This window comes from Aquabacterium sp. A7-Y (assembly GCF_026153205.1).
Lineage (GTDB): Bacteria > Pseudomonadota > Gammaproteobacteria > Burkholderiales > Burkholderiaceae_C > Caldimonas.
On record NZ_JAPFBW010000044.1, the window covers coordinates 13,423 to 33,860 of the forward strand.

Here is a 20,438-nt window from a genome sequence, read left to right on the forward strand (position 1 = left end):
CCCTGTCCATCCCGGTTACCTTGTGTGTGCCCCGTGACCCACGGATCCGCCGAGGCGCCTCAGCCGCCCTCCTCCGTCATCGCCTCGATGCGACCGGCCCGGACCGCGGCGACCAGTGCCGCATGGTCGGCCTCGGTCTGGTCGGCATAGGCCAGGGCGTAGGCAACCACCGCGTCGTCGAAGGCCTGGCCTTTGCCGATGTACCCGGCGATCCGGGCCGGATCGCCGGCCTTGGCCTGCGACCGTGCCAGCGCGTAGCCACAGGCGGCCGCGTACTCGCCCAGGTCGCCCGCGTCGAAGTCCTCCAGGTCCAGGCGGCCCTTCATGTCGCGCAGCTGGCGGACGTAAAACTCGGCCCCCAGCGCCTTGCTCGACGCCCAGCCCAGGAAGATGTCGCTGGCCGCCTGGCACAGGCGCTGCCCGAAGACGATACGCCGGCCGTTGTGCGGCTGGGCTGGCGCGCCCAGCCAGGGCGCCAGCGCGGATTCGCGCGCCTCCTTGATCTGCAGGAACAGCGGATGGTGGCCGTCGGCCGCGAACAGCGCGACAAAACACCGGCGCCCCACGCTGCCGACACCCGGCACCCGCACCGCCACGTCCATCAGCTCATAGCGGTCGAACAGCACCCGCCTGTCCTCGGCCAGGCTGCCGCGGTACTGCATCAGGAACTTCTCGATGCCCTGCTCGAAGGCAGAGATTTCGCGCTCGGTGGCACCGGCGTGGTGGTAGACCCAGGGCGGCTCGTCCTTGATGCGCATCTCCGGGCCGGCGGGCCCCGGCACCCAGTCCACCGCTTCCTTCACCAGCTGGCGCGACCCTTTACGCCGTGCCTTGTCAATGGCCTCGCGCTCGTGCCGGTTGACGCCGCCCAGGCGCAGCAGGCTCTCGGCAGTGTCCTGGGTGTACCAGACGTCGAGGGTGTCCATCTCGGCGAAGGCCAGGATGCGCTCGTGGTAGGTGTCGAGCAGCGTGCGCACGATGTCCTCGGCCTGGTCGCGCCGGCAACCGCGCTCCCGCGCCGCCACCACCGCGCTGGCCGCGAGGCGCCTCAGGTCCCAGTCGAAAGGGCCCGGCAAGGTCTCGTCGAAATCGTTCAGCCCGAACAGCAGGCGTCGCTCGGGGCTGGCGAAAAGGCCGAAGTTGCCCAGATGCGCATCGCCGCAGATCTGCTGCTCGATGGGGCAGCGCGGCCCTCGTGCCAGGTCGTGCGCCATCACGCCCGCGGCGCCGCGGAAAAACGCGAACGGGCTCGCCAGCATGCGGCCGTAGCGCAGCGGCAAGAGCTCGGCGACGCGGCCCGGGTCGGCCTGAGCCAGCAGTGCCAGTGCGTCGCGGCCCCCGGCCTCGTGCCGGCCCAGTGCCGAACGCGGGCACTGCTTGCGGGCGGCGCGGCCCTGCTCGCGGCGCTGCTGCAGGCTGCCGCGGCCGATCAGGTGGTCTGTGGTGTGTTTCATCGTGGATACATGGGGGCGGGGTTTGCCCGACCCCCGAGCTTGAAGGACGGGATTTGTCATCAAACAGTGCTAGTCTGCAGCAGGCTCGTTGCCGGGCGCGAATGCCCGGCGCGGACTGACGATCCACAGGCTTACACGAGGGAGGGAAGCCTCTTGAGCAAACCCGAGGTCACGCAGATCGCCGACAGCGGCCTGCGCTATCACTCCAAGTCCGCCGGCTCGCCGTTCAGCGGCCTGGGCCAGATCCGTTCCTGTTTCTTCTGCGGCCGGCACCGGCCACCGGCGGCCTTGATGACCCGCCGGCTGCTGGGGCGCACCGAGCAGGTCTGCAAGCCGCAGTGCGGCGCCGAAAGTTAAGCACCCGCCCACCGCGCGGGCCCGGCCCGCCTGGCCCCTTGCCCCGGCGCCTGCGGGCCCTGGCGGAGGAGCTCGGCATCCCGCCCTCCCTGCCTGCCGAACGCGGCTTGCAGGTTTTCGAGGAAGCGGGCGCCTTGGCCGTGGCCGAGGTCTCGGAGCAAGGCCGGGAGTTCCTGCTGGTACCCGCCGCCGCGGCAGCCTGGCAGCGCATGAAAGCCATGGCCGCGGCCGACGGCGTGGTGCTCTACCTGGTGTCCGCCTTCCGCAGCATCGAGCGCCAGGCCGACATCATCCGGCGCAAGCTGCACGCCGGCGCCTCCATCGAGAGCATCCTGGCGGTCAATGCGCCGCCCGGCTACAGCGAGCACCACAGCGGGCGCGCGGTCGACGTCGCGACGCCGGGCAGCCCGCCACTGGAGACGGCCTTCGAAACCACCGCCGCCTTCGGGTGGCTGGCCCGGCATGCCGAGGTCCACGGCTTCACCTTGTCCTACCCGCGCGGCAACGCCGGGGGCTACCTCTACGAGCCCTGGCACTGGTGTTACGTCGCCTCCGGCGACGGCTGCGCCTGAAACTCGCCCGACAGCAGCTCGGGCAGGCGCGTCACCTCCATCACGAATCCGGTGGCATTGCGGTGGCCGCCGCCGCCCATGCTCTCGGCCAGCGGGATGGTGTCGAACTCACCCACCGAGCGCAGGCCAACCTTGACCTTGCCGCTGCTGGCGATGTTCCAGAGCAGCGCGAAGCTGCCACAGCGCTCGGCCAGCAGGTTGCCGATGTCGCTGTGGAAGACACCCGGCGCGTTGACCATCAAGCCCTCGACCCCGTTGAAGCGGATGGGCAGTGCCGCCGCCGCGATGTCCTCGGCGAGCCGGTTGAACTTCTCGTCCATCGCGCGGCCGCGCTCGGTGAACTCGCGCAGCTGCTGCGGCGTGAAGTCGGCCATCTGCGACCAGCGGGCGAAGTCCTGCGGCTCCATGTCCAGCGCCGCCAGGAAGGCCCGGCTCTCCGGGAACTCCCACTTCCAGATGTCGCGGTCCTCGATGTAGCGCACCAGATCAGGCAGCGGCGTGTCGGGGCAGAAAAACTCCCAGGCCAGCCGCGAGCCCGACTTTTTCATGTCGAAATGGATCGCGCCGCAACGACAGGAAAAACCGCTCAGCTTGTCGGCCGCACTCTTGTGATGGTCCAACATCACCAACTTAGCGGCCTGGGCGTCGAGCTTCAGCATGGCCTCGAGCGGGAAGGAGAAGTCGAGGATGTAGACCGCGCGGCCGCTGACATCGGGCGGCTCCTGGCGGTGCTCGAAGCCCTGGAACTCGGCCTGCCCCTCGAAAAACCGCCATGCGGCGAGCGCCGCGCCGAAGCCGTCGGGACAGCGGCCGTGGTAGATGACGAGGGGGCGGGGGTCCTTGCGGTCGGGTGCCGCGGAAACGGGCAAGGTGTGCGTGAACAGCTTCATCTGTGCATGGTAGCGTCCGGCAGCGGCCTTCGCTGCCCGGCCCCGGCTTTGGTCTCAGCCGACGAAACGCAGCACCGCGACGTAGTGGCAGGCGGTGCCGCCGAGCACGAACAGGTGCCAGATGCCATGGGCATGCCGCCAGGCCTCACTCTTCGCGTAGAAGACCACGCCGATGCTGTAGAGCCCGCCCCCGCCCACCAGCCAGGCCAGCCCGCCGGACGACAGCCGCTCCGCCAGCGGCACCGCCGCGGCCACACCCAGCCAGCCCATCAGCAGGTAGAGCGGCACCCAGGGCTCGGTGTCCGGCCCCTTGCGCAGCTCCTTCACGATGCCGCCCAGGGCGAGCAGCCACACCAGCGCAAACAAGGTCCAGCCCCAGGGCCCGCGCAGCGTGACCAGCGTGAAGGGCGTGTAGGTGCCGGCGATCAGCAGGAAGATCGCGCAGTGGTCGGCCTTGGCGAGCCAGGCCTTGCTGGCGCCGCGCACGCTGTGGTAGAGCGTCGACGCTCCGTAGAGCAGCACCATGGTGGCCGCGAAGACGCTGAAGCTCACGAGCTTCCAGACGTCCCCCTGGTGCGCAGCCGTCTCGACCAGGGGGACGGCGCCGCCGCCGGCCAGCGCCAGGCCGGCCAGGTGGGTGTAGCTGTTGAGTCGTTCACCGGGGTACATCGCTGCTGCTCCTTCGACGGCCAGGGAGGGTCGGTGGGGTTCATTGAAGCGGCTCGAAGACGCCGAGACCATCCCCAAGAAGCAGGGTGCCCATCGTTTGTGTCATCCCTCTGAAGGGGCGGCTTGCGCCAGCGCCGCGGCCGGCGTGCCGCAGGCATGGCAGAACTTCGAGAAGGCGCTCTTGCGGGCGCGGCAATGGCCGCAGTGGTCGTGCAGGCCGATGCCGCAATGCGGGCAGAAGTCGTTGGCGGGATCCTTCAGGTCCACCGCGCGCTCGCAGCCCGGACAGACGCTCTTGGCCAGGCGCGCCAGCGCGAGGTCGTAGGGCAGCTCCTCACGGCGCTGCGAGTCAGGCAGTTGCTCGGCCTGGCGCTGGCGCTCCAGGTAACGCTGCAGCGCCACGATGGCCTGCCGGCCGATCAGCACGGTGACGATGATGCCGACGACGTAGCGGACGAAACCGCCGTAGCTCGGCAGGTAGGGCACCAGCTCGACGAAAAACGCGAAGCCGGCGAAAAACACGAAACCCCAGACGAAGGGCCAGTAGATGCTGCCGCGCTTGCGCGCCAGCAGCCAGCCGGCGACCACCAGCAGCGGCAGGGTCAGCGCCAGGCGGTACAGAAAGACCCGCAGCTCCTGCTGGCGCCAGGCCACCTCCAGCTGCTCGCGAGCGGCGTCTTCCAGGGCCTGCAACGCCTGGCGGGTGCGCTGCTCGGCCTGACGGGCGTCGAGCTGCACCTGCTGCTGCTCCTGCACGCGGGCCTGCGCGCGGCGCTCGGCGGCGCGCAGCTCGTCAAGCTTGCGGGTGCGGGCGAGCAGCTCCGGGTCCTGCTCGGCACGCTCGGTGGCACGCCGCGTCGCGAGCCAGTTGGTGAAGGTCTCGCGGGCGGACTGCACGTCACTGTGCGCCGCCTGGCGTTGCAGCTCCAGCTGCTCCAACTTCTGGCTGGCCTCCTCCTGGGCCGCCTGCGCATTCGCCAGCGCAGCGCGCGCCGCCTTGGCCGCCGCAGCATCGATGAAGTTTTCGGTGGTGTAGGTCTGCTCGACCCTGGGCAGGTTCTCGACCACGGTGCCGCCCAGGCCGATCAGGAAGCCGGCGAAGGCCAGCGCCACCAGCCAGAGGCCGCGACGGAACCACTTTTCGGACAGGCGCAGTGCCTTGCTCATTTTTCTCACCCCTTGCTGTGTGCCCGGGGGATTATGAGTGTGCCGCGACCCGCCCCTCGGTGGCACCGTCGGGGTGCGGCGGTGCCCGTCCGTCGTCCTCGGCCAGCACCTCCTGCATCAGGCGCGCGGTGATCGCGCGGGGCCGGCCCACCACGTCGAGCCTGTCCACCCAGTCGTCGAAGATCGCCGCGTTCAGGCACGGACTGTGGCGGTGGAAAGAGCGATAGGCGATGCCGGCCACCGGGGCGAAGGCCAGCGGATGACGCTGAACCGCGCTCCAGACGCGCCAGGAGACCTGCTGCCACAAGGCGTAGTTGCCGCGCTGGCTCTCGGGGCAGCGGAACAGCAGGGTGTTGTAGAGCGTGTCCAGGTGCACCAGCAGCAAGGGCGCGCGCGTGACCAGGGTGCAGAGCCGGCCGGGCGCGAGCGGCTGGCTCACCTCCAGGCCGTCGCTCAGGCGCGAGTGCACCAGCCGGCGTGCCTCCACACACACGCCCAGCCGGCTGCCGCCGGTGTACAGCACCCCATACCGCTCCTTGCGGCCTGCCGGCGGGTCCAGCCGGCCATCACGCCAGGCAGCGGGAGCGGGCGCCAGTGGCGAGGCGTCGGGGCGGCACACCCGGTGCAGGACGGATCCGGCCGGCAGCCCGACCAAGTCCACCCGGCGCCGCCCCAGCCAGGCCTGCGCTTCAAGCAGGCTGCGGGGGTCGAGGGCATCGGCCGGGGACGCGCGGCGCCGCTTGCTGCTGAGGTCGGCCTTCATGTCCTCAGGTCCGCCAGGTAGGCCCGCGCCGCCGCCAGCACGGCCGCCAGACGCTGCCCGGCCGGGGCCGCCAGCAGTTCGCCCTGGCGCGGTTCCGCGTCACTCAGGCGCAGCGCCTTCGCCGCCAGCACCTCGGCCGGGGACAGCCCCGCCAGGGCGGCATCGGCGGCCCGCAGGAAACTCTCCAGCTGAGGCTCGGCGCCCTGCCCCCGGAACAATGTGACCAGTGCCGATACGGCCTTGCGCGGCACCGCGAGCTCGAACTGGAAACGCGGCAGCTGCACCGACCTGGCACCCCGGCTCGGCCGCCACCCCAGCAGCTCGCCGGAGGCGAGCTGGCGGCGAACCGCCTCCGGACTCGTGCCGAGCGAGCGGGCAGCGTCCTGGGGCGACACCGCTTCGAGCAGCGCAGGCACCGCCTCGGGCACGACCCGGGCTGCCGGCCGCCGCTTCGCAGCCGCCGGGACCGGCAGCACCGCCCGCAGGGCGGCGGGAAACGACCGGCCACTGCCCGCCTCGGAGCCCAGGGCCTGCTGCGCTTCCAGTGCGCAGGCCCGCAGCACCGCCCGCCCGGCAGGAGGCAGGCGGGCGTCGAGGGCCACAAGGAAATCAGACCAGTGCCGCTCGTCGTCCTCGGCGGGTGACGCCGGAGCGGGGGCATTTTTTCGGGAGGAAACGGTCATGCTCGGCCTTTGCAGCCCACAGGCGCGGGCGGTCGGGGAAAGGAGCGCGGGCAGCGGCCCGCGGCACCAGCATGCCTGCCCGGCGAGACGCCGGGCCGTCACTTTGTAAGCGCCTGCCCTCCCCGGGCTTGCAGGCAGCCCTACCTGAGCCGCCCGGTGGTCTCCCGCACCACCAGGCTCAGGCCCGGCAGCTCGACCTCGGGCCGCTGACCCTCGATCAACTGCACCAGCACCCGGGCAGCCAGCCTGCCGATGTCGAACATCGGCTGCCGCACCGTGGTCAGCGGCGGCGTGGTGAACACCGAGGCCGGCAGATCGTCGAAGCCGATCAGCGAGACGTCCTCGGGCACCCGCACGCCGCGCCGGTAGAGCGCCAGCCGGGCGCCGTAGGCGGTCTGGTCGTTGGCGGCGAAAACCGCGGTGAAGCTGTGCCCGCCGTCGAGCAAGCGGTTCATCGCGAGCAGGCCCCCGGTCTCGCTGAAATTGCCCTGCATCACCAGCCGCTTGTCGTAGGGCAGGCCGAATTCCTCCAGGGCACGGCGGTAGCCGGCCACCCGATCGCGGGCATCGACGCTGTCGGCCTGGCCCTGGATGTGCGCGATCTGCCGGTGGCCCAGGTCGAGCAGGTGGCGGGTCGCGAGATAGCCGCCCTGCTCGTTGTCCAGCCGCAGCCCCCAGGCCCGCGGCGAGCGCAGGTGGCGGCCGGTCGCGACGATGGGCACGTCCTCGGCCAGGCGCAGCAACTGCGCATCCGGCAGGCTGCCAACCAGCACCAGCACGCCGTCCACCTTGCGCGCGATCAGCCGGCGGATACGGTCGGCCTCCTGCTTGGGATTCCAGTGCACGCTGGCGATCAGCGGCTCGTAGCCGGTGCCCTCCAGGGCCGACTCGGCGCCGAGCACGGTCTCGGTGAAAAACGGGCTGTTGACGTCCTGCGTCAGCACCCCCACCGTCATCGAGCGGCCGCGCTTGAGGCTGCGCGCCAGCAGGTTGGGCTTGAAGTCGAGCTGGGCGATGGCCGCCTCGATCGCTTCGCGCTTCGCTTCGGACACCGGGTTGGCGCCGCTCAGGAAACGCGACACGGTCGCCACCGAGACGCCCGCAGCCCGGGCCACTTCCACCGTGGTGACGGAGCCGGAGGCGGGGCGCGAGCGCGGGGCTTTGGTGTTCATGGTCGGGTGAGGCGCCGGCCACGAGCCGGTGCGGCGCGATTGTATCGACGGCCGCCGCGGCCCCGGCCCGGCCAGACGGAGTCAGGGCGCCCGGCCCGCTTGTCCACACCGACGAGGAACATGCAGACGTTTACCAGCCCTTCGAGACCCAACATCCGTGGCACTCACTGAATGGAAAGCTTTTGAGGAGGAAGATCTGCAGGTCTGCCGCCGCCTTCGCCTTGGTAGCCTTCGTCGATGTCGAGCCGGTAGCCCACGCCATAAGCGGCCTGGATACGCACCCCGGCGAGACCGGCGCGGGCGAGCTTGCGCCGGAGCTTGTAGACGTGCTGCTCGACGGTGCGCTTGCCCACCTGGGCGGAACGTCCCCACACCTGCGCGCCCAGTGCGGGCAGGCTGACGACCCGGCCGGTATTGGCAAACAGGGTCCATGCCAGTGCGAACTCCCGCCCGGTCAGCCCGACCTCGGCATCCCGGCTCGACAGCACCTGGGTTCGTGCGTCGAGCCGGTAGGTCGCCACCTCCAGGTGCGAGCGCTCGGCGCTGCTGCGCCGCCACAGCAGGTGGGCATGCAGGCGCGAGAGCAGCACGCTGCCGTCGGCATCGACCTCGGCATAGTCGCTCGCGCCGTGTTGCAGCGCACGCGCCAGCCCGTCGCCTCCCGGCGTTCCGACCACGATGGACGGCAGCACGCAGGCGCCCTGCGCACGGAGCATCGCGAGGCACAGCGGCGCCAGCTCCTCATCGTCCTGCAGCAACACGGCGTCGAAAGACTCACGCCGCAACGCGCTCAACAAGGCCGCGGTGTCGGGACAGGGCTCGCCCTGCAGCCCGGCGGAAGCCAAGGCATCCAGCACCAGGGCCTCGAGGGCGCGCTGCCGGAACAACAGGGCGATCCTCATGAGCTGCTGCCGCCGGGCGCCGTCATGGCGCCCCCTGCAGAGACGGCCTTCGGCACCCGTCTGGATGTTCGCTTCCACATCGCTCGTCCTCCGTGTTGCGGTACTCCCACCCGACAAGAATAGAAAACGTTTGCAAGATGGTTGTTGAAGGAAGGTTTCAAGCGTCTCACTGAACCGAAAGCTTTCCAGGAGAAACGTAGGCGGGCGTGACACCGGACGCGCGAGCTGCCGGACGGCCTTCGTCGATGTCCAGCCGGTAGCCGACCCCGTAGGCCGCCTGGATCCGCACGCCGGCCAGGCCCACGGCGCCCAGCTTGCGCCGCAGCTTGTAGACATGCTGCTCGATGGTGCGCTTGCAGACCTCCGCCGAGCGGCCCCAGACCTGGGCCCCCAGTGCCGGCAGGCTGACCGTGCGACCCGAGTTGGCGAACAGCGCCCAAGCGAGCGCGAACTCCCGACCGGTCAGGCCCACCTCGCCGTCCCCGCTGGCGACCACCTGGGTGCGGGCGTCGAGCACGTAGCCGGCCACTTCCAGGCGCGCGCGCTCGGCGCTGCTGCGCCGCAGCAGCAACTGCGCCTGCAGACGCGAGAGCAGTTCCGCGCCGTCGCTCACGACCCCGGCATAGTCGCTCGCGCCGTGCTGCAGCGCGCGTGCCACGCCGTCGCCACCCGACGTCCCGACGACGATGCATGGCAGGCCACAAGCCCCTTGAGCCTGCAGCATCGCCAGGCACAGCGGCGCGTGTTCTTCATCGTCCTGCAGCAGCACCGCGTCATAGGTCTGGTGCCTCAGCGCGCACAGCAAGGCAGGGGTGTCGGCGCAGGGCTCGCCCTGCAGCCCGGCCGAAGCCAGCGCATCCAGCACCAGGGTTTGCAGGGAACGCTGTCTGAACAGCAGGGCGATCCGCACGCCGTCCGCCGGCCCGTCCGCGGCAGTGGCCATCTCGTCCGCATTGGCAGGATTGGAGAAGTACATGGTGGCTCCCGTGATGTTGTTCACGTTAAGGAACCACAGGGCGCCACCGGTTCACCGCCGGGAGGGGTACAGATTAGGGGGAGCGCCGGCGCCGTAGAAGTGGTAGCTCGCGCTGAACGGGATGCGCACCTCCTGCCCCGCATGGGCGACATCGCAGGCCGTCTGCGGCGCGGCACCGCCGTCGATCTGCAGCCGCGCAATCGCGCTGACACCGGCCAGCCTGCCGGCAGGGCTGGCCTGCGTGACCGGCAACCACGCGTATCCGTCCTGGGCGGGCAGTGCGGTGGCGACGACCGCGCTGCCATCGGCCCACTGCCAGGTCGGTTGCCAGCCCGGCCCGGCATACAAGGTGCCGACGTGGGCGCCCCGCTCGTTGAAGAGCAGCGCCTCTGGCGCAACCCGCACCCAGGCGGGCTCCACCCTGCCGCGCGCTTCGGCGGCGCACTGGTAGACGCGCACGCCGACCGCCTGCAGCTTCAGTAGCGGGCGCAGCCCTTCGCCGGCGCTCTGCGTACGCGCCACGCCCTCGCCGGCGACCCAGACGCTGGCCAACAGCCCGGCCCCCAGCAGCCCGGCCCAGCGCGTCGGCAGCCGCCAGGCAACGCGGCCTGGCAAGGCCGGGAAGCTGGCCCCGACACCGGCACCCACCGGCTGCTGATGCTGTTTCGTCTCCATCCTCACCACCTCCGCCATCGGCGCCCCCGCAGGCGCACACGGCTTGGTCACGGCGGCATCGAAACTGTTCAATGCCCGTGTATCGGGATGCAAGAGCAAGCGGCCGCGCGCCTCGCGTGCCGATAATGGGCCGCACCAGAACAGCCCGCCGCGAGCTTGTATGTCCTTTGCTCCAGAGCCCGGGCAGGCCGGCACTGCCTGCCCCGCCCTGCCCCCCGAGGGCTGCCACGTGCTGCTGGCCGAGGACGACAAGGACTTCTCGCGCATCCTGTCGGAGTCGCTGAGCGACGAAGGTTTCAAGGTCTCCGCCTTCCGCCAGCCGCGCGAGGCGGTAGCCCGGCTGACCCTGCTGCAGCCCGACGTGGTGCTGACCGACATGATGATGCCCGGCATGTCGGGCCTGGAGGTCCTGGCCGAGTGCCAGTCCCAGGACCCTGAGCTGCCGGTCATCGTCCTGAGCGCACGCGGCAACATCCCGATCGCGATCGAGGCGATCCGCAAGGGCGCCTACGACTTCCTTGAAAAACCATTCCCGATCGAGAAGCTGGTCAGCCTGCTGCGGCGCGCCTGGCAGCAGCGCCGCCTGGCCACCGAAAACCGCTGCCTCAAGGGCCGGCTGGCCGAGGCGCTGGGCATCGCCAGCGTGATCCGCGGCGAGAGTCCCGCGGTGCGTGAGCTGCGCGAGGCCATCCTGCGCATCGCGCCGGCGCCGGTCGACGTGCTGGTGCTCGGCGAAACCGGCACCGGCAAGGAGCTGGTCGCCCGCTCGCTGCACCAGTTCGGCACCCGCAAGGGCCCCTTCGTCGCGATCAACTGCGCCGCCATCCCCGACACCCTGTTCGAGAGCGAGCTGTTCGGCCACGAAGCAGGCGCCTACACCGGCGCCACCAAGGCGCGCGTCGGCAAGATCGAATACGCCAGCGGCGGCACCCTCTTCCTCGACGAGATCGAGGCGCTGCCGCTGCAACTGCAGGCCAAGCTGCTGCGTGTCCTGCAGGAGCGCCAGGTCGAGCGGCTGGGCTCCAACCGCTCCATCCCGGTGGACTTGCGGGTGGTGGCGGCGACCAAGGTCGACCTCAAGGCCCTCAGCGAAGCAGGCCGCTTCCGGCTCGACCTGGTCTACCGGCTCAACGTCGCGCCGCTGCGCAACCCGGCGCTGCGGGAGCGCCGCGAGGACATCCCGGCCCTGTTCGCGCATTTCCTGCAGGAGGCGGCCTTGCGCTTCGACCAGCCGGTGGCCGGCTGCGGGCCCGAGCTGATGCAGGCGCTGTTCGCCTATGACTGGCCCGGCAACGTGCGCGAGCTGCGCAACGTCGCCGAGCAGGTGCAGCTGGGCATCCAGCCGGCGCTGGGCCAGCCGCTGGCCGGCGGCGGCGAGCGCCTGCTCGACAACACCCTGTCCTCGGTCGAAAAAGGCCTGATCGAGGACGCACTGCGCCGCGCCGGCGGCTCGGCCGGCGAGGCCTGCAAGGCACTGGGCATCAACTACTCGGCGCTCTACCGCAAGATGAAGGCGCACAACATCGACCTGGCGCGTTTCCGCCGGAGCGGGTGAAATCGACCGGTCACACACCTCATCACAATCCTTGCCGCTGCAGACCCTAAGATCGCTGCGCGCAAGCTGTCCGGGCGATGCCCCTTCGCGATGGACCGCTGCAGCCAGGGAGGAGTTGTCGATGAGGAAGTGGCTGGGGGCCCGGGGGAAGGCACGTCCTTCCCGCAACAAGGTGCTGGTGCTGCTCGGCGTGTTGCTGCTGCTGGGCATCGGCCACTACGCCATCCTGCTGCGTTCGCAGGAGCAGATCATCGAGCACGAAGCCGTCCAGGTGGCGCGCATCGTCGCCAACCAGGCCATGGTCGCGCGCAGCGTCTATTCGCGCGAAGTGGTCGCCAAGCTCGCCAGCGACGGTTTCGGCAGCACGCCCGACTACAAGGCGCACACCGGCTTCGCGCCCATCCCGGCGCAATTCTTCAAGTATGTCGGCCGCGAGATCACGCAGCACAACAGCGGCCTCTACAGCTATCGCCCGCTGAGCCGCTGGAACCTCGAGCCCGGCCAGGGCCTGCAGGACGACTTCCAGCGCTGGGCCTGGCAGGCCCTGCAGGCCCAGGACCAGCCCAGCCCGATGCGACCCATCGAGTGGAAACCGGCCTGGCGTTTCGAGAGCGTCGGCGAGCGCCGCGTGCTGCGCTACATGCAGGCCGACCCGGCCTCGGAGCAGGCCTGCGTGGCCTGCCACAACGGCATGGAGCGCACCCAGGAAGTCCGCTTGCGCCGCCTGGCCGACGGGGTCGAGCCCGGGCGGGTGTTCCGGCTGCACCAGCTGCTCGGCGCGGTCGAGGTGACGGTGCCGGTGGACCGGGTCGACGCGCTGGCGGAGTCGCAGGCGCGCCTGACCTTGCTGTTTGTGGTCGCGACCTCCTTTGCAGGTGTGATGCTGGTGGGCTACTGGCTCTGGCGCGACGCCCGCAGCGCGCGGCGCAACGCCGACCACAGCCACGCCTCGCTGTCGCTGCAGGCCAGCGCCATGCAGAACGCGCTGGGCAACGCCGGCGAAGCCGTCCGGCTGGCCTTGCAGGCGCTCGGCGCCGCGCGCCGCTCACGCCTTCCCAGGCACGTCGCCGCCGCGCACGAATGCCTGGGCGACATCCGGCACAGCCAGGGCCGCGACGACAAGGGCCGGGTGCACTGGGAACGCTCGCTGGCGCGCTATACCGAAGGCGGCATGTACGAGGAGGCCCGCCGCGTCTGCCACAAGCTCGCGCGCGCCTGCGAAGGGCTGGGCGAGACCGCCCGCAGCCGCGACCTGCACTGGCTGGCGCGCTCGCTGGCGGAACGCGCCCAAGGCACGCCGGTGGAGCGGCGGGTGCGCCAGCTGAACGCCGAGCTGGATGTCGAAACCGAACACCGGCGCAATGCCGAGGCGGCCTTCCAGACCGGCAAGATGGCCGCGCTCGGGCGCATGGTGGCCGGGGTCAACCACGAGGTGAAGCGCCCGCTCGCGAGCATGCGGCTGCTCGCCGAGCTGAGCGGCAAGCTGGTTGAACGCGGCGAGCTCGAGCGCGTCCAGCGCAACATGAAGCAGATGGTGGAGCTGGCCGACCAGCTGACGGAGCTGACGCGCTCGCTGGAGGACTTCGCCCGCAAGCAGCCCTACCACCCGCTGCCCGAGCGGCTGCGCGACTGCCTGCGGCAGGCGCTGCGCGTGCTGGAACCCCAGCTCGCCGCCCGGACCCACCGCATCCTGGTGCACGGCAACGATCCCTGGGCGATGGTCGATGCGCAACGGGTGCGGCTGATCCTGGTGAACCTGCTGAGCAATGCGATCGAGGCCACCGCCGACAGCGCCGACCGCCGCATCCATGTCTCGCTGCGCGAGCAGGACCAGCGTTCGGTGGTGGTGCGGGTGCGCGACCACGGGCCGGGGCTGAACGAGGAGGCCCGCGCCCACCTGTTCGAGATTTTCGTCACCACGAAGGCGGCCGGGCATGGCCTGGGGCTGGGCCTGGCGCTGTCCGCCAAGATGGCGCGCGAGATGGGCGGCGAGCTGAGCGGGCGCAACCATCCCGACGGCGGCGCGGAGTTCACCTTGCGACTGCCGGTCGCCCGGCGCCGCACCGGGTTGCAGACCGAGCCCTCGCGGTCAAGACAGCGCGGCTGAGGACGCCTTGACCGAGGCCGCGTGTCGAAGCGGCGGCCTCAGCAAGCCTGGGCCGTCACGCCCTCCTCGGACAGGCAGGCGCGCAGCATCGAGCGCGCCCGCGAGACGCGGCTGCGCACCGTCCCGACCGGCACCGAGAAGGCCTCGGCCGCTTCCGCATAGGAACTGTCCTCCAGCGTCACGCACAGCAGCGTGGCGCGCATCTCCGCGGGCAGCTGGCGCAGCCCACGCTGCAAGGCGCACACGGCTTGGCGCGCCTCCAGTCGCTCGATGGGATCGGCGTGCTCGGCAGCGCACTCGGCCAGTCTCTCGTCGCCGTCGAACTGGTAGCGCCGACCCGGCGAACGCGACAGGTGGTTGCGAGTCAGGTTGAGCGCAATGCTGTAGAGCCAGGTATGCAGCTCCGACTCGCCGCGGAAGTTGTCATACGCGTCCAGCGCCTCCGCAAACGCCTGCTGGGCGATCTCGGCCGCATCGTCGGCGTCGCGCACGCGGCCCAGCACAAAGCCGTAGAGGCGCTGCCAGCGCTCGTTGAACAGCGAGCCCAGGACCTGGTTGCGTCGGTCGGTGGAGGAGGTGTCTTCACGGCGGCAGGAGATGGTCGTCATGCAAATGCTCTCTTCAAGCGCGGTGCAGCAGGCTGCGATATCGGAGACCCCGTCCGGGCCTGGCAGACCGCCAAACCCGTCAGGCGCTTGGGAGCAGCCATAGCGAAGCCTGTACCAACGCACAGCCCTGGCACCAAGTCCTTGAAAGACAAGGACTTTTCGAGCGCCGCCCGAGCAGCCGACGAGTCCGGGATGGCAGCATTGCAAGGCGACGAGCCGAGGAATCTTTCATTTTTGAAAGGTCGCATCGGGCCATCGCGCGCGAAGGACGCCGGCATCGGGGCGTCGGGGCCGCCTGTCCAGCGCGAGCGGAAGAAGCTGGCGCAGGACTGCTTGCGCGACGAGCAGAGGCAGCGGGCCGCCCGGGCAAGCCTTCACGATTCAGTCGGACGCAGCGGAAGCACCGCGGTCGGCCAGAAAGCGCTCGAACTCACCGATGAAGGTGTTCCACGGGGCTGCCTTCCGCTCGGCGGCGAGTTGAGCAATCTGGTCTTTCCAGATGGCTACGTGTTCAAGTCCGTATTCGTTTTTCAGCCAGGGATAGAAGCCGCCCGCGAACCACTCGTCTTGCGCGTCCAGCCCTCCATGGAGGCTGCGAGCAAAGTGAAAACCCTGGATGATTCGGCACCGGTCTGCTTGAACACACGCCGCCCCAGGGGGTCGTACCCGTAAGTCGTTACCGACCCATTGATCTCGCTTCGCGCCAGCCGATGATGGGCATCCCAAGTCAGCATGACGGTCTTTGAGCTTTCAGGGAACCACCCCGCCCTGCCCTGCTCACCGCGCTCGACCAGGCGGCCTGCCCGGTCGAAGCGATAGAAGAGGCCCTCGCACGCCCCCTCGCGGATCCACCCGCCCGCCTCCTGGTGCCGGTCCTGCAGTGCGGGTGTCTCCATCACTCGGCCGACCAGTCGATCGCCCGCCGGATCGTGGAAAAAGCGCTTGAGCCGGCCCTGCTGATCGATGTGCTCGACGATCTGTCCCAGGGGGTCGTAGCGGTAGCGATCGATGCCGTACTGGCTATCGTGGCGCTGCGTCAGCTGACCGGCGGGGTCGTACGAGTACTGGGTATGGAACAACCACTCGCCCGTACGCCTCACACCCTGAGCGGTCAGCCGGCCTTCGATGTCGTACTAGAAGTGCCGCTCCAGCACGTCCACCAGCGTTTCCTTGAGCACCTGCCCGGCGGCATCGCGCTCAATCACGATCGGCAGGTGTCAGTAGAAAACAACCCGGCGGGCGTTAACTCGCGCGCCTCCATGCCTGACGGTGCACCGCGCCCATGAACGCCCCGCCTCCGCCACCGACCATGGCGTGACGCAGGGGTCCCCTCGGGGACGCCGCCGCCCGGAGGCCCTCGGGCAGGATGGCCCGGTGCCCGGTGTCGATCCGGTCACAGACCGCCTGCCCGACCAGGGCCTGTTCACACAACGGATGGCTGAAAGCGCGCCGGGCAAGCCCGGCGAGGCATCACTGCTGCGGCGTCGCGGCCGGCGCGGCGGGGGTCACGGTGGTGCCGGACGCTGGCGGGGCGGCCGGGATCTCGCGGGTCACGGTTTCCTTGTAGATGCCGCCCGACTCGACACTGCCGCGCACCGTGCCTTCACCGCGCACACGCGCCTCGCAGTCGGCGCGGTCCGCGGCAGGCAGCGGGGCGCAACGCGCCAGCGCGTTGCGCTCGTAGGCGGCGCCCTTGCTTTCCAGGCGGCCGCGGCGCGCCTCGCCGCGCGCCGCGCCGGCCTCCTTGAGGCAGGTGGCCTTGTCCTGGTGCGACCAGCCGCTCTCGCAGGCGGCACGTTCGGCGCGGTAGCGCTCCTCGGACGTCGGATCGGCGGCCCAGGCCGAGGCCAGCGCCAGGGCGGCGGCGCCCACCGACACGGTGCGGCAAAAACGGTTGCAAGCGTTCATGCGAGGCTCCTTGAAGTACGACTTGTCCCCAGTCTAGGCCGCCGCCGCACAGGGGGCTGTCGGACGACCGCGGGCACGCGTCGCCCGGCCGCCGAAGCCGGCGTAGGACCGGGCCTACGCCGGCTGGTTCATCTGTTCGGCCGGCACGCGCGCGCTGCGCCCGGCCAGGCGCTCGAACTCCAGCAGGTCGTGCGCGCAGCAGATCGCCACCTGGTCGCCATGCCCGCGACGCAGCGCGCGCAGGCGCGCCTGGTTCGCGAGCCGGGCGTGGCGGTCCTTCTCCATCAAGACCTGGTAGGCACGCAGGCCCGGGGTGCAGCTGGCATGGTCGAGATCCATCTCGCGGTGGTAGAAGTAGGCGTCGCCGGCCTGCAGCAGCCAGCGGCCCTCCAACTGCACCGCCACGCCGGCATGCCCGTGGGTGTGGCCGGGCAGCGGCACCAGCAGCAACCCCGGCGGCACGCCCTCGAGTTCGCGCACGCAATCGAAGCCGAACCAGCGCTCGCCCTCGCCGCCCTCATACACCCGCCAGCCGGCACGGCCAGACCATTGCTGCGGCCGGAAGCGCTGGCGGTCCAGCCAGGTCTTCTGCAGCAGCGCATGGTCGCGCTCGGGGCGCAGCAGGTGCACGCGCGCCTGGGGAAAGTCGTCGAGCCCGCCGGCATGGTCGAAGTCCAGGTGGGTCAGCAGGATGTGGCGCACGTCGTCGGCGCGAAAACCCAGGCGCTCGATCTGCCGGATGGCGGTCATCTCCTCGCGGAACTCCGGCTTGACGAGGGCCAGGAAAAACCGGCTCAGCCGGCCGCGCGGGTCGGCCACGTCGCGCAGGCCCAGGCCGGTGTCCACCAGCACCAGGCCCTGCGAGGTCTCCACCAGGAGGCAGTGGCAGGTGAGATGGCCACGGCACACCAGGGAACGGGTATGGCCGTCCATGAGACGACCGCCCAGCGGGCAGGTCGAGATGCAGTTCAGGTGATGGATGCGCATGGACGTCGGCGTGCGGTGGGGGCAGCCAGCCACCGGCAACTGGCAGGCCCGCAGGCCGTGCCCCGGCGGACTCACCCTTGCGGCCGGGCCAGCAGCTGGTCGAACACGGCCAGCAGCCGCTCGATCGACACCGGCTTGACCAAGTGCTCGTCGAAACGCGCCTGCAGCGCGCGTGCGCGGTCGGGCTCGCGCCCATAACCCGTGAGGGCCACCAGGCGCAGGCCGGCACGGCGCGGATCCGCGCGCAAACGTCGCGCCAGTTCGTAGCCGTCGATCTCGGGCAGGCCGATGTCGAGCACCGCCAGCTGCGCGTCGAAGACGTCCAGGGCCAGCAGTGCCGCGGCGGCATCGGCCTCGGTCCTGACCTCGTAGCCGGCATCGCGCAGCGCAAGCGCCAGCGACTCGGCGGCATCGAGGTTGTCATCCACCACCAGGATGCGGCCGGCCGCGGGCCCGGCCGCAGCCGGCTGAAGCTCCGACGCGGCGGCCGGCAACTCGGCCTGCAGCGCCGGCAAGCGCACCACAAAACAACTGCCCTGCCCCGGCCCGTCGCTACAAGCCGCGACCGTGCCGCCATGCATCGTGACCAGGGTCTTGACGATGGCCAGGCCCAGGCCCAGGCCGCCGGTGCGCCGATCCAGCGCCTGCTCACCCTGCACGAACAGGTCGAAGACATGCGGCAGCAGCTCCGGCGCGATGCCGGCGCCCTGGTCCTCGACCGCCACCTCGACCCAGCCGTCGACGGCCGCGAGGCGCAGCTCGATCGCGCCGTCGGGCGGCGTGAACTTCAGGGCGTTGGTGAGCAGGTTGCTGACCACCTGGGCCAGCCGCACCGCGTCGCCGCTGACGCGCGCCGGCTGCGGCGTCAGCACCAGCTCGACCGGGCGCTGGCGGCCCTGCAGCGCGGGCTGCACCAGCTCCATGGCCCGCTCCACGACCGCCTTCATGTCCAGCGGGCTGCGCTCGATCTGCACCTTGCCTCGGGTGATGCGGGAGACATCGAGCAGGTCGTCCACCAGGCGCGACAGATGCGCCACCTGCCGCTCGATCACGCCGCGCTCGAAGGCGCTGGCGGGGTCGGCCCGGCGCGCCATCAGGTGCAGCGCGGTCACGATGGGCGCGAGCGGATTGCGCAGCTCGTGGCCCAGCATCGCCAGGAATTCGTCCTTGGCACGGCTGGCCTGCTCGGCCTGCTCGCGCGCGGCCTGGGCATCGACATACAGCCGGGCGTTGTCCAGTGCCAGCGCGGCGCGGCGCGCCAGCTCCGAGATCAGCGCGCGGTCGTCGGCGCCCAGCTTGCGGCCGGACTCCGCCTGCACCGCCGCCAGCGCACCCAGGATGCGGCCGCGCGCCACCAGCGGCACGACCAGGTGGGCCCGCATGCCGAGCGCCGCGGCGAACTCACGCAGCTGCGGGTCGTCGATCTCGTCGAGCTCGGCGGCCGCGCCGAAGTGGGCATGGTAGGAGCGGCCGGTCCGCACCGCCCAGGCCAGCGAGCCCGGCGTCTCCGCTGCGCCGCGCAGCCGCTGGCCCAGCTCGGCAGCCTGGCGGCGGCGCTCGGGGTCGGCATGGTAGGCGATGCCGCGCTGCAGCTGCCCCTCGGCGTCGAGCAGATCGATGCAGCACCAGTCGGCAACGCCGGGCACGATGATGGAGGCAACCGCCTCCAGGGTGTCCTCAGGCTCCAGCGAGCGCGACAGGAGACTGCCCGACGACGCCAGCTGCTCGAGGCGCTGCCGGGCCTGCTCTGCCGCGGAGCGCGCCACGCGCTCCGCATCCAGCAGCCGCTCGCGCTCGGCCTCGTGGCGGGCGCGTTGCTCGGCCGAGGCACCCAGTGCGTCGGCCACCGCCTGCACTTCGATGATGTCGCTGGCGGCCAGCCGCAGCGGCTCGCCACGGCCCAGCGCCGTGGCCGCCTCGCGCAGGGCAACGATAGGGCGACTGATGCGTCGCGCGACGGTGAGGGCGACGGCACCGCCCAGCAGCAGTGACAGCAGAAAGCCGCCCGCATAGGCGGCGAGCGCGCGCCGGGCCTCGGCCTCGACCGCCCCGGTGGGCCGCCCGACCGCCACCGTCCAACCGGTCTCGGGCAAACGCACGTAGGTCGTGTAGACACGGTCGCCCTCCACCGCCCGGGTCACACCCACCCCCTCGTTCGCCGACGAGGCCATCAGCTGCAGCAAGGTCGGCGAGGGCGGCGCGCCGACCGTCTGGTTGCCCTGCCGCGAACGCGCCACGCGGCGGTTGGCCGCATCGAACACCGCCACCACGCCGTCGGGGGGGACGTTCTGCCGCTGCACCACGGCCAGGAAGATTTCCGGCTTGAGCACACCCGTCAGCACATACTTGAGGCGCCCGCCGCGCCGCACCGGCACGCGCACCGGCACGCCCCAGTCGCCGTGCGGCCCCGGGGACAGGTGGCCGACCGAGGGCTGCCCGGTGTGCATCGCGTGCTCCAGGCTGGTGATCTCCATCCCCTGGGCCTGCGGCATGCCCCCGTGGGGAAAGCCGGTATGCACCAGCACCTGCCCGGCGGCGTTGGAGAGGATCATCGCGCGCCAGTCGGGCAGGGTCTCCATCACGCGGCGCGCCAAGGCGTCGTAGCCCTGGCTGTCGTCAGCGTCGAGCAGCGGCGAGGCGGCCAGGGTGTCGAGCACGGCGATCGAGCGGCGCAACTCGCCGTGCACCGCGGTCGCCAGGGCCCGCGTGACCTCCAGCCCCGCCTGCTCGGCCTGGCTGCGCTGTTCCCTCAGCAAGGCGCCGAGCGCCAGCCCGGTGCTCAGCGCCAGCGGGAAGATGCCCGCCAGAGCAAGCAGCAGCAGGCGTTTTTGCAGGGGCACGGTGCGCATCGGAGGGGGTGGACTCGAACGTTGCAGGGCAGGCGTGCGCAGTCTAGCCGGCGATGCACCGGGGCGCGCCGTCCGGGTTGGAGAAAGCGACCGGCCGGTGCGAGAGGCGCGCACCACAAGGCCGGTCCCCGTGTCTCCGACCCG

Annotated in this window: 20 protein-coding genes; 6 read left to right on the top strand and 14 right to left on the bottom strand. The window is 70.9% G+C overall.

Annotation, left to right across the window (positions count from 1 at the left end):
* Positions 1-59: 59 nt before the first annotated feature.
* Positions 60-1,454, bottom strand: coding sequence for a DUF2252 domain-containing protein (locus OOT46_RS27470; RefSeq protein ID WP_265406816.1), 1,395 nt, complete (start codon positions 1,452-1,454; stop codon positions 60-62).
* A gap of 153 nt (positions 1,455-1,607) precedes the next feature.
* Here OOT46_RS27470 and OOT46_RS27475 point away from each other — a divergent pair, with 153 nt between their 5' ends.
* Positions 1,608-1,811, top strand: coding sequence for a hypothetical protein (locus OOT46_RS27475; RefSeq protein WP_265406817.1), 204 nt, complete (start codon positions 1,608-1,610; stop codon positions 1,809-1,811).
* A gap of 38 nt (positions 1,812-1,849) precedes the next feature.
* On the top strand, positions 1,850-2,383 hold the full coding sequence (locus OOT46_RS27480; RefSeq protein ID WP_265406818.1) for a M15 family metallopeptidase: 534 nt from the start codon (positions 1,850-1,852) through the stop codon (positions 2,381-2,383).
* On the opposite strand, the gene OOT46_RS27485 is transcribed toward OOT46_RS27480, so the two are convergent.
* From OOT46_RS27485 to OOT46_RS27525, 9 genes are all read right to left on the bottom strand, one after another.
* Positions 2,353-3,273 carry a DHH family phosphoesterase gene (locus tag OOT46_RS27485; protein ID WP_265406819.1) on the bottom strand — a complete coding sequence of 307 codons (921 nt, stop codon included), beginning with the start codon at positions 3,271-3,273 and terminating at the stop codon, positions 2,353-2,355. The genes OOT46_RS27480 and OOT46_RS27485 overlap by 31 nt on opposite strands.
* Positions 3,274-3,327: 54 nt before the next feature.
* Complete coding sequence (gene trhA, locus OOT46_RS27490) at positions 3,328-3,942, bottom strand: PAQR family membrane homeostasis protein TrhA (RefSeq protein WP_265406820.1); 615 nt, start codon at positions 3,940-3,942, stop codon at positions 3,328-3,330.
* A 102-nt stretch (positions 3,943-4,044) separates the two neighbouring features.
* Entirely contained in the window at positions 4,045-5,109 is a 1,065-nt protein-coding gene (locus OOT46_RS27495; RefSeq protein ID WP_265406821.1) for a zinc ribbon domain-containing protein, read from the bottom strand.
* A 31-nt stretch (positions 5,110-5,140) separates the two neighbouring features.
* The gene (locus OOT46_RS27500) at positions 5,141-5,872 is read right to left on the bottom strand and encodes an RES domain-containing protein (RefSeq protein ID WP_265406822.1); all 732 of its coding nucleotides are present in this window, start codon (positions 5,870-5,872) and stop codon (positions 5,141-5,143) included.
* Positions 5,869-6,555, bottom strand: a complete 687-nt coding sequence (locus tag OOT46_RS27505) for a hypothetical protein (RefSeq protein ID WP_265406823.1) — start codon at positions 6,553-6,555, stop codon at positions 5,869-5,871. The genes OOT46_RS27500 and OOT46_RS27505 overlap by 4 nt, the downstream gene beginning before the upstream one ends.
* Before the next feature lie 140 nt (positions 6,556-6,695).
* On the bottom strand, positions 6,696-7,727 hold the full coding sequence (locus OOT46_RS27510; protein WP_265406824.1) for a LacI family DNA-binding transcriptional regulator: 1,032 nt from the start codon (positions 7,725-7,727) through the stop codon (positions 6,696-6,698).
* 164 nt (positions 7,728-7,891) lie between these two features.
* Positions 7,892-8,629, bottom strand: coding sequence for a winged helix-turn-helix transcriptional regulator (locus OOT46_RS27515; protein WP_265406825.1), 738 nt, complete (start codon positions 8,627-8,629; stop codon positions 7,892-7,894).
* Positions 8,630-8,795: 166 nt separating this feature from the next.
* Complete coding sequence (locus OOT46_RS27520) at positions 8,796-9,605, bottom strand: winged helix-turn-helix transcriptional regulator (protein ID WP_265406826.1); 810 nt, start codon at positions 9,603-9,605, stop codon at positions 8,796-8,798.
* 51 nt (positions 9,606-9,656) lie between these two features.
* Positions 9,657-10,280, bottom strand: coding sequence for a DUF3455 domain-containing protein (locus OOT46_RS27525; protein WP_265406827.1), 624 nt, complete (start codon positions 10,278-10,280; stop codon positions 9,657-9,659).
* Between the two features lie 160 nt (positions 10,281-10,440).
* On the opposite strand from OOT46_RS27525, the gene OOT46_RS27530 reads away from it, so the two are divergent.
* On the top strand, positions 10,441-11,835 hold the full coding sequence (locus OOT46_RS27530; RefSeq protein ID WP_265406828.1) for a sigma-54-dependent transcriptional regulator: 1,395 nt from the start codon (positions 10,441-10,443) through the stop codon (positions 11,833-11,835).
* A 121-nt stretch (positions 11,836-11,956) separates the two neighbouring features.
* Positions 11,957-13,942, top strand: a complete 1,986-nt coding sequence (locus OOT46_RS27535; protein WP_265406829.1) for an ATP-binding protein — start codon at positions 11,957-11,959, stop codon at positions 13,940-13,942.
* A 38-nt stretch (positions 13,943-13,980) separates the two neighbouring features.
* Here OOT46_RS27535 and OOT46_RS27540 read toward each other — a convergent pair whose 3' ends face one another.
* Positions 13,981-14,550 carry an RNA polymerase sigma factor gene (locus OOT46_RS27540; RefSeq protein ID WP_265406830.1) on the bottom strand — a complete coding sequence of 190 codons (570 nt, stop codon included), beginning with the start codon at positions 14,548-14,550 and terminating at the stop codon, positions 13,981-13,983.
* A gap of 141 nt (positions 14,551-14,691) precedes the next feature.
* Here OOT46_RS27540 and OOT46_RS27545 point away from each other — a divergent pair, with 141 nt between their 5' ends.
* Positions 14,692-15,222 carry a hypothetical protein gene (locus OOT46_RS27545; protein ID WP_265406831.1) on the top strand — a complete coding sequence of 177 codons (531 nt, stop codon included), beginning with the start codon at positions 14,692-14,694 and terminating at the stop codon, positions 15,220-15,222.
* Between the two features lie 257 nt (positions 15,223-15,479).
* Positions 15,480-15,836, top strand: coding sequence for a hypothetical protein (locus OOT46_RS27550; protein ID WP_265406832.1), 357 nt, complete (start codon positions 15,480-15,482; stop codon positions 15,834-15,836).
* Positions 15,837-16,020: 184 nt separating this feature from the next.
* Here OOT46_RS27550 and OOT46_RS27555 read toward each other — a convergent pair whose 3' ends face one another.
* The 3 genes from OOT46_RS27555 to OOT46_RS27565 form a co-directional block, all read right to left on the bottom strand.
* Complete coding sequence (locus OOT46_RS27555; protein ID WP_265406833.1) at positions 16,021-16,458, bottom strand: hypothetical protein; 438 nt, start codon at positions 16,456-16,458, stop codon at positions 16,021-16,023.
* 114 nt (positions 16,459-16,572) lie between these two features.
* Positions 16,573-17,445, bottom strand: a complete 873-nt coding sequence (locus OOT46_RS27560; protein WP_265406834.1) for an MBL fold metallo-hydrolase — start codon at positions 17,443-17,445, stop codon at positions 16,573-16,575.
* Positions 17,446-17,516: 71 nt separating this feature from the next.
* Positions 17,517-20,294 (bottom strand): ATP-binding protein, encoded by a 2,778-nt coding sequence (locus OOT46_RS27565; RefSeq protein WP_265406835.1) that lies wholly within the window; start codon positions 20,292-20,294, stop codon positions 17,517-17,519.
* Positions 20,295-20,438: the final 144 nt, after the last annotated feature.

Excerpts from the sequence above, each read along its gene's own strand:
- OOT46_RS27470 (WP_265406816.1), bottom strand. The coding sequence starts at position 1,454 with ATGAAACACACCACAGACCACCTGATCGGCCGCGGCAGCCTGCAGCAG.
- OOT46_RS27500 (WP_265406822.1), bottom strand. The coding sequence starts at position 5,872 with ATGAAGGCCGACCTCAGCAGCAAGCGGCGCCGCGCGTCCCCGGCCGAT.
- OOT46_RS27530 (WP_265406828.1), top strand. The coding sequence starts at position 10,441 with ATGTCCTTTGCTCCAGAGCCCGGGCAGGCCGGCACTGCCTGCCCCGCC.
- OOT46_RS27515 (WP_265406825.1), bottom strand. The coding sequence starts at position 8,629 with ATGAGGATCGCCCTGTTGTTCCGGCAGCGCGCCCTCGAGGCCCTGGTG.
- OOT46_RS27535 (WP_265406829.1), top strand. The coding sequence starts at position 11,957 with ATGAGGAAGTGGCTGGGGGCCCGGGGGAAGGCACGTCCTTCCCGCAAC.
- OOT46_RS27495 (WP_265406821.1), bottom strand. The coding sequence starts at position 5,109 with ATGAGCAAGGCACTGCGCCTGTCCGAAAAGTGGTTCCGTCGCGGCCTC.
- OOT46_RS27540 (WP_265406830.1), bottom strand. The coding sequence starts at position 14,550 with ATGACGACCATCTCCTGCCGCCGTGAAGACACCTCCTCCACCGACCGA.
- OOT46_RS27560 (WP_265406834.1), bottom strand. The coding sequence starts at position 17,445 with ATGCGCATCCATCACCTGAACTGCATCTCGACCTGCCCGCTGGGCGGT.
- OOT46_RS27510 (WP_265406824.1), bottom strand. The coding sequence starts at position 7,727 with ATGAACACCAAAGCCCCGCGCTCGCGCCCCGCCTCCGGCTCCGTCACC.
- OOT46_RS27525 (WP_265406827.1), bottom strand. The coding sequence starts at position 10,280 with ATGGAGACGAAACAGCATCAGCAGCCGGTGGGTGCCGGTGTCGGGGCC.
- OOT46_RS27520 (WP_265406826.1), bottom strand. The coding sequence starts at position 9,605 with ATGTACTTCTCCAATCCTGCCAATGCGGACGAGATGGCCACTGCCGCG.
- OOT46_RS27505 (WP_265406823.1), bottom strand. The coding sequence starts at position 6,555 with ATGACCGTTTCCTCCCGAAAAAATGCCCCCGCTCCGGCGTCACCCGCC.
- OOT46_RS27485 (WP_265406819.1), bottom strand. The coding sequence starts at position 3,273 with ATGAAGCTGTTCACGCACACCTTGCCCGTTTCCGCGGCACCCGACCGC.
- trhA (WP_265406820.1), bottom strand. The coding sequence starts at position 3,942 with ATGTACCCCGGTGAACGACTCAACAGCTACACCCACCTGGCCGGCCTG.
- OOT46_RS27565 (WP_265406835.1), bottom strand. The coding sequence starts at position 20,294 with ATGCGCACCGTGCCCCTGCAAAAACGCCTGCTGCTGCTTGCTCTGGCG.
- OOT46_RS27555 (WP_265406833.1), bottom strand. The coding sequence starts at position 16,458 with ATGAACGCTTGCAACCGTTTTTGCCGCACCGTGTCGGTGGGCGCCGCC.